Source organism: Amycolatopsis sp. NPDC057786 (assembly GCF_042797905.1).
In the GTDB taxonomy this organism is placed as follows: Bacteria; Actinomycetota; Actinomycetes; order Mycobacteriales; family Pseudonocardiaceae; genus Amycolatopsis.
Genome location: NZ_JBHVKW010000094.1, coordinates 21,963 through 33,614, shown reverse-complemented (window position 1 = coordinate 33,614; position 11,652 = coordinate 21,963). Strand labels below are relative to the sequence as shown.

General features: G+C 66.9%; 13 protein-coding genes. 2 read left to right on the top strand and 11 right to left on the bottom strand.

Annotation, left to right across the window (positions count from 1 at the left end; all coding sequences use genetic code 11):
* Positions 1-323 precede the first annotated feature (323 nt).
* From ACFVM3_RS33585 to ACFVM3_RS33575, 3 genes are read right to left on the bottom strand one after another with little or no spacing between them, the layout of a single operon-like run.
* A complete protein-coding gene (locus tag ACFVM3_RS33585; RefSeq protein WP_378443935.1) occupies positions 324-1,118 on the bottom strand; it encodes an alpha/beta fold hydrolase in 795 nt (264 codons plus the stop codon).
* A gap of 10 nt (positions 1,119-1,128) precedes the next feature.
* The gene (locus tag ACFVM3_RS33580; RefSeq protein WP_378443934.1) at positions 1,129-1,665 is read right to left on the bottom strand and encodes a DUF4396 domain-containing protein; all 537 of its coding nucleotides are present in this window, start codon (positions 1,663-1,665) and stop codon (positions 1,129-1,131) included.
* Positions 1,655-2,212: a carboxymuconolactone decarboxylase family protein gene (locus ACFVM3_RS33575; RefSeq protein ID WP_378443933.1), complete on the bottom strand. Its 558-nt coding sequence runs from the start codon at positions 2,210-2,212 to the stop codon at positions 1,655-1,657. Before ACFVM3_RS33575 ends, ACFVM3_RS33580 begins: the two co-directional genes overlap by 11 nt.
* A gap of 302 nt (positions 2,213-2,514) precedes the next feature.
* Here ACFVM3_RS33575 and ACFVM3_RS33570 point away from each other — a divergent pair, with 302 nt between their 5' ends.
* Positions 2,515-3,951: an MFS transporter gene (locus ACFVM3_RS33570; protein WP_378443932.1), complete on the top strand. Its 1,437-nt coding sequence runs from the start codon at positions 2,515-2,517 to the stop codon at positions 3,949-3,951.
* Between the two features lie 137 nt (positions 3,952-4,088).
* Positions 4,089-4,400, top strand: coding sequence for an STAS domain-containing protein (locus ACFVM3_RS33565; protein WP_378443931.1), 312 nt, complete (start codon positions 4,089-4,091; stop codon positions 4,398-4,400).
* A gap of 8 nt (positions 4,401-4,408) precedes the next feature.
* On the opposite strand, the gene ACFVM3_RS33560 is transcribed toward ACFVM3_RS33565, so the two are convergent.
* The 8 genes from ACFVM3_RS33560 to ACFVM3_RS33525 form a co-directional block, all read right to left on the bottom strand.
* Complete coding sequence (locus ACFVM3_RS33560) at positions 4,409-5,344, bottom strand: M56 family metallopeptidase (RefSeq protein ID WP_378443930.1); 936 nt, start codon at positions 5,342-5,344, stop codon at positions 4,409-4,411.
* On the bottom strand, positions 5,341-5,703 hold the full coding sequence (locus ACFVM3_RS33555; RefSeq protein WP_378443929.1) for a BlaI/MecI/CopY family transcriptional regulator: 363 nt from the start codon (positions 5,701-5,703) through the stop codon (positions 5,341-5,343). Before ACFVM3_RS33555 ends, ACFVM3_RS33560 begins: the two co-directional genes overlap by 4 nt.
* 37 nt (positions 5,704-5,740) lie before the next feature.
* Entirely contained in the window at positions 5,741-6,841 is a 1,101-nt protein-coding gene (locus tag ACFVM3_RS33550; protein WP_378443928.1) for an NlpC/P60 family protein, read from the bottom strand.
* A 115-nt stretch (positions 6,842-6,956) separates the two neighbouring features.
* Entirely contained in the window at positions 6,957-7,409 is a 453-nt protein-coding gene (locus ACFVM3_RS33545; protein ID WP_378443927.1) for a hypothetical protein, read from the bottom strand.
* Positions 7,410-7,558: 149 nt separating this feature from the next.
* On the bottom strand, positions 7,559-8,209 hold the full coding sequence (locus ACFVM3_RS33540) for a DUF305 domain-containing protein (RefSeq protein ID WP_378443926.1): 651 nt from the start codon (positions 8,207-8,209) through the stop codon (positions 7,559-7,561).
* Between the two features lie 60 nt (positions 8,210-8,269).
* Entirely contained in the window at positions 8,270-8,680 is a 411-nt protein-coding gene (locus tag ACFVM3_RS33535; RefSeq protein ID WP_378443925.1) for a hypothetical protein, read from the bottom strand.
* A 49-nt stretch (positions 8,681-8,729) separates the two neighbouring features.
* Positions 8,730-9,983 carry an MFS transporter gene (locus ACFVM3_RS33530; RefSeq protein WP_378443924.1) on the bottom strand — a complete coding sequence of 418 codons (1,254 nt, stop codon included), beginning with the start codon at positions 9,981-9,983 and terminating at the stop codon, positions 8,730-8,732.
* A complete protein-coding gene (locus ACFVM3_RS33525) occupies positions 9,980-11,098 on the bottom strand; it encodes a PLP-dependent cysteine synthase family protein (protein WP_378443923.1) in 1,119 nt (372 codons plus the stop codon). Before ACFVM3_RS33525 ends, ACFVM3_RS33530 begins: the two co-directional genes overlap by 4 nt.
* Positions 11,099-11,652: the final 554 nt, after the last annotated feature.

Below are 11,652 nucleotides of genomic sequence, written 5' to 3'. Positions count from 1 at the left end.
GCGCTGCCACTGGCCGCGGCGGGGCTGCTCAACCCGATGATCGCCGGCGCCGCGATGGCGTTCAGCTCGGTCTTCGTGGTCACGAACAGCCTGCGGCTCAAGGGATTCCGCAGCACGGCGAGCTGACCCTCGCTCGAGACGAGGCGCTCGTGCGGCACTTCCGGTGCCACACGAGCGCCTCTCTGTTGTTTCGAACTACTGTCCGCGCCGGACTGTCCTCAGTGGATTGCTTTGGTGGGCGCGGAGTGCCGATAGTTCACGGCAGATCTGTTCGCAGCGGCGACACATCCCCGGAGGGTGGTACGCGTCAGCCGCGCACGCTTCTATGCACCCGACTCAGCAAGGAACCGGCGAATGGCGGGCGCGAAAGCGTCGGCGAGGTCTTCGGCGGTGCGCAAGGTTTCCGAGAGGGAAACGGGTGCGAGACGGCCGTTGGGCATGACGCGGGCGACGTTCTCCGCCAGCGCGGTCGGATGCCGCTGGTCCATGCCGGGGAAGATCAAGGAGGGCGTGGTGATCGCGGCGAGCTCGCCGACGGAGCGGAACGAGCGGTCGTGGCCGATGGCGGCCGCGGCGGCGATGCTCGCGGGGTCGGAGCGCGGGATGGCGTCCCGGACCAGCGCGCCGATGACCGGAGCGAGGTCGGGCAGAACGGGAGCCCAGGCGGCTTCGATGCCGTCGGTTCGGACACGTTCGGCGAACGCGTCCATGAACGCGATCTCGGCTTGCTTCGCTTCGTCGTCTTCGATGTCTTCGACGCTGATCAGGATGGCGGCGCGAACCCTGCCGGGATGTTCGAGGCAGGTGCGCTGGGTGATCGTGGCGCCGAGTCCGGTTCCACCGACGACGGCGCGCTCTTCGCCTAGATGGTCGAGAAGCGCGGCGACGTCGTCGGAGTACTGGGTCCAGGTGTGCCGGGCCGGGTCGGTGCAGACCGATCGGCCGTAGCCGCGCACGTCAGGGAGGATGACCGTGTGCCGGTCCGCCAACCGCTCGGCCAGCGGGACGAGGCTGTAATGATCAGGGCCACCCCCGTGCAGAAGCACAAGGGGTGGCCCAGAACCGCGAGAGACCGCGTAGAGCGGACAGTCGTCGCCGCCGTGATACGTGATCTCCATTGTGGACACCTTAGTGGTGGTAGGCGTGCACCACCGCGTGTCCGGAACCGCGGCCGATGAGCCACTTGTTGACCGGCGTGGTGAGCACGAAGGCCACGAGCAGTGCGAAGGCGAGCGCGCCCCAGAACAGCCAGCTCGCGAGGCCGGCTTCCATCGCGCCAGGAACGACGACCATCACCGCGTTGTCGATGATCTCCATGACGAGGATCGACACGGTGTCCGCCGCGAGCGCGACCTTGAGGGCCTGCTTGAACCCGACACCCGCGCGGAGCACGCCACGCATGGTCAGCGCGTAGCCGAAGACGAACGCCAGCGCGACGGCGAGCACGATGGTCGCGACGTTGCCCCAGCCCAGCGCGGTGCCGATCACCATTCCGAGGACTTCACCGATGGCGCAGCCGGTGAGGCAGTGCAGGGTGGCCGACGCTGCCATGCCCCAGGAGACCTTGCCCGGTTGGTGGTGTTCGTGGCCTCCATTACCCGCATGTCCACCGTGGTCACCGTGGTGCTGGTGTTCGTGGTGCGAGTGGTCGTGCTCAACCGACATGGTTGTGTTTCTCCTTTGTGGACTGCTCGGCAGGCGCGGGTTCGAGTCCTGCGACGAGATTGAACGAACCGGTGAGCAGGTTGAGTGCCACCAGTCCCACCGTGTCGGCGATGATCTGGTCGCTCCAGCCGTGCTCGCGCAACTCGGCGATGTCTTCATCGCCGAGTGAAGACGGTTCGGCGAGGACTCGCACGGCGTACGCGATCAGGGCGGCTTCGCGCCGATCAGTGGAGGTGCCCTGGCGGGCCAGCGCGATGTCGTTGTCGCTGAGCCCAGCGGCTTGCGCGGCCCGTGTGTGTGCCTGCAGGCACAGTGCGCAGCCGATCCACTCCTGCAGGGCGAGTGAGATCTTCTCGCTGAGTGCCCGGGGAAGCTTGGCCCGCTTCATGGCGCGCGAGAAGTCGAGATAGCCCTGAAGGAGCGCGGGGGAGTTGGCCATCGCGGACACCATCGGGCCCGCCGAGCCACGCCGTCCGATGATGTCGCCGAGCAGCTCGGCGGACTTGGCCGGCGCGTCGGCCGGGTCAAGCGACTGAAGACGCTGCACGGATCCTCCTCATGCTGTCGGTCGGGCATCGGAGACTTTATACCCGTAGGGGGTATCTGTCCAGCGCTGATGGTTCCTAGTCGTCGATAGGCTCTGACTTTCTTCGGGCGACCGCCTTTGAGGTCTTCGATGTTCTACGTGATGACTCTTTGTCTCGCAACGGGTTTTGTGACGAAAACGTCGCCTGTGACGATCGTGACACTGATACCCCCGCCCGGTACTTGTGTGGCGAGGGTCAATCGGTCTACCTTCAACTCCGCAATACCCCCTAGGGGTAATAGGATCCTGAAAGGACGGTCGTCATGGCGGAGGCAACCCCGGACCCACGACGGTGGTGGGCGCTGGGACTCATCGCGTTGGCCCAGTTCATGGTCATCATGGACACCTCGATCATCGGCGTCGCTCTCCCCGCCATGCAGCAGGACCTCGGGTTCTCACCGGGGGATCTGTCGTGGGTCTTCAACGCCTATGTCATCGCGCTGGCCGGGCTGCTGCTGCTCGGCGGACGCCTGTCGGACCTGTTCGGCGCGCGGAAGATGTTCACCGCGGGCTGGGTGGTCACCCTCGGCGGCTCGGTGGTCGCCGCGGTCGCGGGCACCGCGTGGGTCGAACTGCTCGGCCGGGTGCTGCAAGGCGCGGGCGCGGCGCTGATCGCGCCGTCTGCGCTGACCCTGCTGATGATGCTGTTCGGCGCGCGTCCCCGTGAGCTGACGAAGGCGCTCGCGCTCTACGGTGCGGCGGCGCCCGCCGGTGGTACCGCGGGTGTGTTCCTCGGCGGCGTGATCACCGAGTGGCTGTCCTGGCCGTGGATCTTCTGGCTCTACGTCCCGATCTCGCTGCTCGCGATCCTGGCCACCGGCAAGCTGATGCCGTCTGCGCCCGCCCGGAGTGGTTCGGTCGACGTCGCCGGCGCCATCGCGGCGACCGCGGGCCTGGGGCTGACCGTGTTCGGCGTGGTCCGCGCACCGGAAGCGGGCTGGGACTCGGCCGGCACGTGGGGCGCGTTGGCGGGCGGTATCGCGTTGCTCGCGGTGTTCGTGCTGATCCAGCGCAAGCGGGAAGTTCCGTTGGTGCGGCTGGGCATCTTCCGCACGCCGAACCTCGGTGGCGCGAACCTCGCGCAGTTCCTGCTCGGCGCGGCGTGGATCCCGATGTGGTACTTCCTCAACCTGTACCTGCAGCAGGTCCTCGGCTACGGGGCCTTCGCCAGCGGGGCCGCGCTGCTGCCGATGACGGTGCTGATCGTGGTGCTGATGGTCGCGGTCGCACCGAAACTGATCGGCCGGTTCGGGCCGAAGAAGATGATCATCGGCGGCCTGTGGGCGCTCGCCGCGGGACTGGTGTGGCTGTCGTTCGTCAGCCCGACCGGCAACTTCCTCGTCGACGTCCTGCCCGCGTCGCTGGTCGCCGCGCTCGGTCAGGCGCTGGCGTTCATCCCGTCGCTCGGCACCGCCATCTCCAGCGCGAAACCGGAGGAAGGCGGACTCGCGTCAGGGATCGTGAACACCTCGTACCAGATCGGCTCGGCACTCGGCCTCGCCGCGATGACCGCGGTCGCCGTGTCCTTCGGCGCGGGACGCGTCGGTGACCCGGTCGCACTGACCGGCGGGTACTCGGCGGCGTTCCTCGGTGCCGCGGGCATCGCGATCGCCGGTGGCTTCCTGGCCATGGCCACCCTGCGGACCCCCAAGGCCCAGCCGAGCGAAGTCGCCGGAGGTGACCCGGCGGTCGTGCGATGACCGGCTGTACCACCGCGTGGAGGGCGAGACCATTCAAGGTCTGCCCTCCACACGGCGTTTCGCCTGGTCTTGCGATACTTTTGAGGCGGGCCCCAGGGAAGGGGATGACGGTGTCAGGCGGAGACAGTGGCGGCAGGGTGGAGCCGCTGTCGGTGGCGACCACCAGCGCAGAGCCCGGGCACGTGATCATCACCGTGTCCGGCGACCTCGATCTTGCGACGGCCGGGTTCCTTAAAGCGGAGCTCAGCCGGGCACTCGACCCGGTGCCGAGCAGCGTGGACGTCGATTTGAACGCGGTGGACTTCTGCGATACCAGCGGTCTGTCAGCTCTGGTCAGTCTCAACACTCGCTGTGTCGCCGACCGCATCGCCCTGCGGTTCCTGCCCTCGGCGACGATCCGCCGGTTGCTGTGGCGTACTGGACTGTCGGGCCTGTTGCCGGTCGGCTGAGTCAGTTATCAGCAGAAGGCCAGGCTGAACGCCCCCATGAGGGAGGCGGCGACGACGGCAGGTGCTGTCAAGCAGGCGACGCCGCCGAGCACGCTGGTCACACCGGACCGCAAGGACAGCTGTCGACGGTCCTCAAGCCGGCTGAGCCGGATCGAAGTGTCACCACCCGACATCGCGAGTGCTTTCCTCGGACCGCCGGTGGCCCCAATGGTGAGCAGCGCCGACCGCACCGGTCCGGCTCCACATTCCGCGGCCGCTGTCCGATCGGCGGCGAGCTCGACGAAGAGGCCGATCGCTTTCGGCAGTTCGCGCATGAGCGGGACGAAGTGCAGGGTCCTGCCCAGTACGTCGGCACAGCCAGTGAGCAGGTGGTGACGGCTGCGGACGTGGGCGTTCTCGTGGGCGAGCACCGCTCGCAGCTCGGCGGGGGTGAGCCGGTTACGCAGCCCGTTGCTCGCGACGATCATGGCCCGGCGTCCGCCCAGGCTGTAGGCGACCGGGTCCTCATGAGGCAGCCACAGGGTCCGGACGCGATCCGATGACCGGGATCCCGACAGCCGCAGCGCGTCGAGATGCCGCTCATGCAGCTGATTGCGGCGCTGTCGACGTCTGACCGAGGACACGAGCAGCTGGAGGAGCGCGAACGTCAGCAGGACACCGGCCGTACCGCCGACCACCAGGTCGAGCGACGGGATCCCGTCGTGACTGATCGTGGACAGACAGGCGTCGATCAGGCGCGTGATCTGATCCGCGGGGCCATGACCGGGCAGGGCGAGAAGGAGCACGCCGCCGACCGTGCTCACCAGCACGCCGATCGAGGCCATGAGCCACCAGGTGATCGCCGCCGCCGGGCTGCCCTGTGGCGTCCCGAGCCTCGCCAGGACCGGTGGGGAACACCAGCCGACGATCAGGACGCCGAGGAGGAGCGCGGCGGCGGGGATCACCGCTTTCGCTGCTTTCGGCGTAAGGCGCGGCGCAGGATGTCCGACTCTTCCTCGGAGACCGACTGCGCGAAGTGCAGCAGCACCGATTCCGGGTCGTTCGCCGTGTCGAGCACGTCACGAAGAGCCTGAGCGGTCGCTTCCTCACGCGAGGTGATCGCCCGGTAGCGGTATGCGCGGCCTTCCATTTCGCGGACGACCCATTCCTTGCGGTACAGGTTGTCCAGCACGGTCATGACCGTGGTGTACGCCAGGTCCCGCTCTTTGGCGATCTCTTCGAGCACCTCGCGGACCAGCATGGGTTCCGAACCGCGCCACAGCACGTCCATCACCGTGGCTTCGAGCTCGCCCAACCGACGCATGACACCTCCTGGCGGGAAGGATACCGTCCTGCCCTGCTCAGCCGACTATGCGCCTCGCGCCGATCAGGTGCCCGTCACCCTTCATCGAGCGCACGTCGACGAGTTGCCCTTCGGTCGGCGCGTCGACCATTTTCCCGCTGCCCACGAACATGCCGACGTGGTGGATGGCACCGGGATTTCCGGTCCCGTCGTCATAGAACAGCAAGTCCCCGGGCTGCAACTGGTCGAGCGAGACCGGCTTTCCGGCCGTGTACTGCTGGCGGCTGGTGCGGGGGATGTTGACGCCCGCCTGGCGGTAGGCCCACGAGGTCAAGCCCGAGCAGTCGAACTCGGCGGGGCCGGTGGCGCCCCATTCATATTGCGAGCCCCTTTTGGACAGCGCGGCCTGCAGGGCGTCGTTCGCCGCTCCGGGAGGGCCGAGATAGGAACCACTGTCCTGGACCTTGCCCAGCTTGGCCTTGTCCTGCGCCGGAAGTGCCCCGAGCGCCTGACGAACCTGCTTGATCTGCCGGTCGAGGTCGTTCTTCCGATTGGTGACCTGGTCCAGTGCCCACTGCGCGGCGGCTGTCGCCTCGCTCGCACGTTTCTGGGCTTCTGCGGCCTGTGCTCGACCTTTGGCGGCGCGGTCCAGTGCGGTCCTTAGGCCTGCGAGCGCGTCGGCCTTCTGCCCGGACAGCAACGAGATAGCCGCCGATTTCTGCAGGAACTCCGTCCGGCTGTCGCTGTCGAGCAAGGCCGCCAGCTGATTGACCGAAGAGGATCCCTGGAAATTCGCGGTGACGAGTTTGTCGACCTCACCCCGAAACTTCGCGATAGCGCCCTCCGCGTCCGCCAATGCCGTGTTGGCGGACGCGAGATCGGTGCCGGCCTGGGTGCTCGTGGCTTTCCGCGCGGTCAGGTCATCCTGCGCGGCGGAGAAGTCCTCCTCGGCTTTGGCGGCGTCGGCGCCGAGGCGCTGGTAGCGAGACATCGGGTCCTGCGCCTCGGCGGGCGGCGGCGCCGGCTGTGCACTCGCGGGGAGCGTGCTCAATCCGAGCGGGAGAACAATGGCGGCAGTCAAGACGCGCAGTGAAGCCGTACGGCGTCGGTGCGGTGTCACGGGTGCTGGATCTCCTGTCGTGTTTTCGAGCCTGGTCACGGACCGCCCCGAAGGCCCGCGGGTCACCGTAAGGTAACGAGCCGCACTTGTCCACTATTTCACTTAGTACTAGGTAGGTGGCATAGAGTAGCGAGAAGCCAGAATGTGATGGTCGCTACTGTTTGCGCCGGTACAGGCTCACCAAGGTCTCTTCGCGGGAGTCTTCGCTGCGCTGAGAACGGTGCACGCGACGCAGTCCGGCCATCTCGGCGATCAGATCGAGCTCATCGGCGATGTGGATGTGCGCGCCGTGTCGTGGCTCGATTCGCGCGGGCGACGTCGCTGGACGCACTTCCGCGAGAACGATGCCGTCCGGTGTGACGTGTTCGGCGGCCTTGCGCAGCAAGTGAATCTGAGAGCGCAGACTTTCCCTGCTGGTCAAGGCTTCCGAGCTCAGCGAGATCGAGTCGAAGTAGGTTCCGGCAGGCAAGGTGATGTCGAGATCGTCCACGTTGGTCGTGACGGTCAACAGAAATCCCGCATCCGCGAGAGCTGCCTTCATATCCTCGCCTGCCACGCCGATGTGCAGGACGCGAGGCTCCTGAGTCCATGAGTGCAGGAGCTGCACGAGGTGACTTCGGGTCGGTGTGACGATCCGGAGCGCATGACGCGACATCGATCACCTGTGGTCCGAGTCGGAAGAGATCTACGGCAAGTAGTACTAGACGTAATAGTACCTACTGACGGGGGATCCCGTCGAGACCCGGCGGCAGTGGATCAGCCCTGCGGGAGCAGCCCCTGCATCTCGCGGATCTCGGTCTCTTGAGCGTCGATGATCTTCTGGGCGAGGGCCTTGGCGTCGGCGTTGGAACCCTTGGCGAGTTCGGTCTTCGCCATGTCGACAGCGCCCTGGTGGTGCCGGATCATCATGCCGAGCCACATCTTGTCGAAGTCGGCACCCTTGGCCTGCTCGAGTTCCTTCATTTCGGCCTCGGTCATCATGCCGGACATCGAGCCGTGGTCCATGCCGGAAGTCGGCGCGCTGGGGGTCGCCGACATCGAGCCGTGGTCCATGGGCATGCTCGAACTCGCCGCGGGGCCCGCGCCCCACGCGGCCAGCCAAGCCTTCATCTGCTGGATTTCCGGGTCCTGAGCCTTCTCGATGCGCTTCGCCAGGTCGATGACCTGAGGGTTCGTGCTGCGCGACGGCACCAGCTTGGACATGTCCAGTGCCTGGCTGTGGTGTTCGATCATCTGCTGGGCGAAGGCGATGTCATCCGCGTTCTGGCCGGCCTGCTGCCCCGACGACGGAGCCGCCGGCGAGTTGTTGTGGTCCATGCCGGACATTCCGGCGTCGTTGCCGCTGCAGCCCGCGAGAACAAGCGCGGCGGTCATGGCGACACCGCTGACGATCAGTGATTTGCGCATGGTGAATACATCCTTGTTTGTCTTGCTGAAATGGGTGTGGTCGACGAGGAGACCCGTCCATCACACGCGCAATACGCACAAGGAGTTCAAAATCAGCCTGCCGGGCCGGTCCGGAGGTCTGGCCGGTGGCGGCGGGGCCCGCGGACCGGCCGGTTCGGCCGCCCTGAACACCGGATGGGCCCGGCTTAACCGGAAAAGCAGTCCCAGCCCGGCGAGCAGGGCGCCGATCGCACCGAGTACGGCGAGGCACAGGTGCAGAAAGCCGTGGTCGTCGTGCGGGGAGGTGGGATGGCCGCCGTCCTGCTCGGTGGCGGCGGTTCCTTCGCCGTGTCCGACGCTGGTGACCTGTGCCGCCGGAGACATCGCCGACATGCCGGTCGACGTCGTGAGGTGGTGCATCGCCACGAGGCAAAAGGCGAGCACGCCCAGCAGGAAGACCCGCTGGGTTCTGCTGAGCGCGCTCGCCGTCATGACCCAAGGTTACCTATCTGTTTCGGCGGATGCGGCAGTGTCATGGCTTTCACACCGCTACCGGGGTGAGGCGTTCGGCTTTGTCGAGTGCGCGCAGGCACCAGGCGCAGCCGGCGCCGATCAGGGCGAGGGCCGCCCATGGTGCCGCTGGTACACCGGCGTTTCTCGCGATGTCCAAGGCGGTGCCGGTGAGCAGGTTGCCCAGCAGGATGCCCACGCCGACCACGGTGTTGTAGAGCCCGTAGTGCGTCGCGACCAGTTTGCCGCCGGAGAGGGCGACGATCGTGTCCATTTCGAACGGGAAGACCACGATGGTCCCGAGTGCCAGCAGGGCGGCGGAGAGGATCAGCGATGCCCAGCTCAACGCCGGACCGGCGGTCGCGCCCGCGGTGAGCATGGGAGGGAGAAAAGCCGCTCCCATGAGCAGGAGGCCGACGGCGAGGCATTTGCCGGATCCCCACCGTCGTCTGCACCACGCGGTGATCCGTAGCTGTCCGGCGATCGCCAGCCCTCCCGACACCGCGAACAGCAGTGCCACCAAAGTGGTTCCGGCCACTCCGGGGCCGCCGACCAGGCGAGCCTCGAGGGGGAGCGCGAGATAGACCTGGAACGACAGGACATACGAGCCGATCATCGCGAGCGAGAACAGCACGAACGAGCGGTTGCCGAAGGCGGTCGCCCAGTCCTGTCTGATCGAGGTCCGTGCGGCCGCGTCCTTGTTGGCGCGCGAGCGAGGTGGCAGGGACCGTATCTGCAGGACGGTCAGGACCGCGAACACCGCGGCCGCGACGAGGCAGGTCACCTGGAAGGCGAAGCTCGTCAAGACCAGTCCGACGACCGGGCCCAGCAGAATACCCGCCTGGTAGAACACGTTGAACAACGCGAACGCCTCGACCCGCCGTTCTTCACCGGCGTCTTCGGCGAGGTAGGCCCGCACCGCGGGATTGAACAGCGCGCCCGCGAACCCGGTGGCCGCCGAGGCGACGATCAGTGCCGGAACCGAATCGACGAGGCCGAGCAGGGCGAACCCGCCGGTCCGCAGCGCGCATCCGGCGACGATCAGCGGTTTGTAGCCGAGCCGGTCGGCCAGCGTGCCGCCGATCAGGAACATGCCCTGCTGGGAGAAGTTCCGCACGCCCAGGATGAGCCCCACGGCCCAGCCCGCCAGCGCGAGATCCGCGGACAGGTGCCCGGCGAGGTAGGGCATCAGCATGTAGAAGCCCAGGTTGATGGTGAACTGGTTCAGCATCAGCAGCTGGGAAGGCCGGTCGAACGACCGGAACTTGTCGGCCAGATCCTTCACGCCCGCACCTCGGACGGGTCGATGACGTGTGCGCAGCGTGTCCATCGCTCGACGACCTGGTCAGCGGGATCATCGACGACGTCGGGTTCGTCCGCGGGGGTCTGTCCGAGCAGGCCGTTCGCCGCGCAGTAGTCGTCGTTGTAGACGGTGTCGAAGTAGCGGTGGGGACCGTCGGGGAAGATCGTGACGATCCGGGTGTCGGCAGCCTCGGTCCTCGCGAGCCAGCCGGAGACGAGTGCGACCGCTCCGACGCTCCACCCGCCGGTCGCGTGGTGTGACGCGGCGAGCCGGCGGCAGGTCCACACCGCCTCGGCGGGTGCGACCCAATGGACTTCGTCGAAACCGCTGTAGTCCACATTGCGTGGGTAGATACTCGAACCGAGTCCGCGCATCAACCGGGGGCGCGCCGGCTGGCCGAAGATCGTGGAACCGATGGTGTCGACGCCGACGACCTTCAGCCGCGGGTAGTGCTCGCGCAGGACCCGCGAGACCCCGGCCGAGTGGCCGCCGGTGCCCACCGAGCACACCAGGGTGTCGACGCGGTCGAGCTGGTCCACGAGTTCCAGGGCGAGCGGTTCGTAGGCATCGACGTTGTCGGGGTTGTTGTACTGGTCGGGGCAGTACGCGCCGGGTTCTTCGGCGAGGAGCTGCTGCACGCGGTCCCGGCGGGCCTGTTGCCAGCCGCCGGTGGGGTGCGGGGCGGTGACGAGCTCGACACGGGCTCCGTGTGCGGCCAGCATTCGGTGCACGATCGGTTCGAGGCCGGGGTCGGTGACCACGGTGACCGGGTGGCCGTAGACGATTCCGGCGAGCGCGAGGCCGAGTCCCAGCGTGCCGCTGGTCGATTCCACGATCCTCGCATCCGGGGCCAGGTCGCCCCGTTCGCGTGCGCGGGCGATCATGTGCAAGGCGGGGCGGTCTTTCATGCCGCCGGGATTGAATCCTTCGAGCTTCGCCCAGAAGCCGCGGCCTGGCGCCGCGTCCGGTTCGTCGATCCACAGCACCGGGGTGTTGCCGACCGCACTGGCCGGGTTTCGGCCGTGCGTGCTGGTCCTTTGGCCGGGGAGGGTGGTCCCGGGCACGGTCGGGCCGTTGGGGGACAGGGGTGTCCTCATCGAGATCTCTTTCAGTGAATCGTCGCGGGGCGCGACGGTCGAACGGAACGGGGTGGGCTGGGTCGTTCAGCCCGATCACGTTCGCGTGACACAGATCTCGATGAGCAAGGCACGTCCGGGTAAGCACGGATCCCGTCCCGGGCTCCCATGGCCAGGGGAATGAACCGGCAAGTGGAATAATCCGGTAAACGTATTCTCGACGGTAATCGCCGACCACGTCGTATCCGTCGTTCCTCGCGTACCGCGATGAATTGCGTCCGTGGTCGTGTGTTGCTTGTGTGCGTGGTGCTCAGGTTCGCAGTCGTCGGTCAGTGGGGCATGTGTCACGGCGCTCGTGGCGACATGCTCGTCCGCATGGGCGTGCGCTTGCGGGAAACATTGCCCCAGCTGCAGCGACAGAAGCCAGAAGAGCAGAGTGACGAGCCACAGCATTGGCTTCACTCTGCGACGCGGCGTAGTCGGATAGCCTCTCACAGTTATCGGACCGTATCAGCAAAGATCTTCCGTCTGCCACCTTCAATCGTATTGGTTCTAATGCTCGCGAAGAATTCACC

Coding starts and splice junctions, on each gene's coding strand:
- ACFVM3_RS33585 (WP_378443935.1), bottom strand. CDS start 1,118: ATGGAGATCACGTATCACGGCGGCGACGACTGTCCGCTCTACGCGGTC.
- ACFVM3_RS33580 (WP_378443934.1), bottom strand. CDS start 1,665: ATGTCGGTTGAGCACGACCACTCGCACCACGAACACCAGCACCACGGT.
- ACFVM3_RS33570 (WP_378443932.1), top strand. CDS start 2,515: ATGGCGGAGGCAACCCCGGACCCACGACGGTGGTGGGCGCTGGGACTC.
- ACFVM3_RS33555 (WP_378443929.1), bottom strand. CDS start 5,703: ATGCGTCGGTTGGGCGAGCTCGAAGCCACGGTGATGGACGTGCTGTGG.
- ACFVM3_RS33540 (WP_378443926.1), bottom strand. CDS start 8,209: ATGCGCAAATCACTGATCGTCAGCGGTGTCGCCATGACCGCCGCGCTT.
- ACFVM3_RS33535 (WP_378443925.1), bottom strand. CDS start 8,680: ATGACGGCGAGCGCGCTCAGCAGAACCCAGCGGGTCTTCCTGCTGGGC.
- ACFVM3_RS33525 (WP_378443923.1), bottom strand. CDS start 11,098: ATGAGGACACCCCTGTCCCCCAACGGCCCGACCGTGCCCGGGACCACC.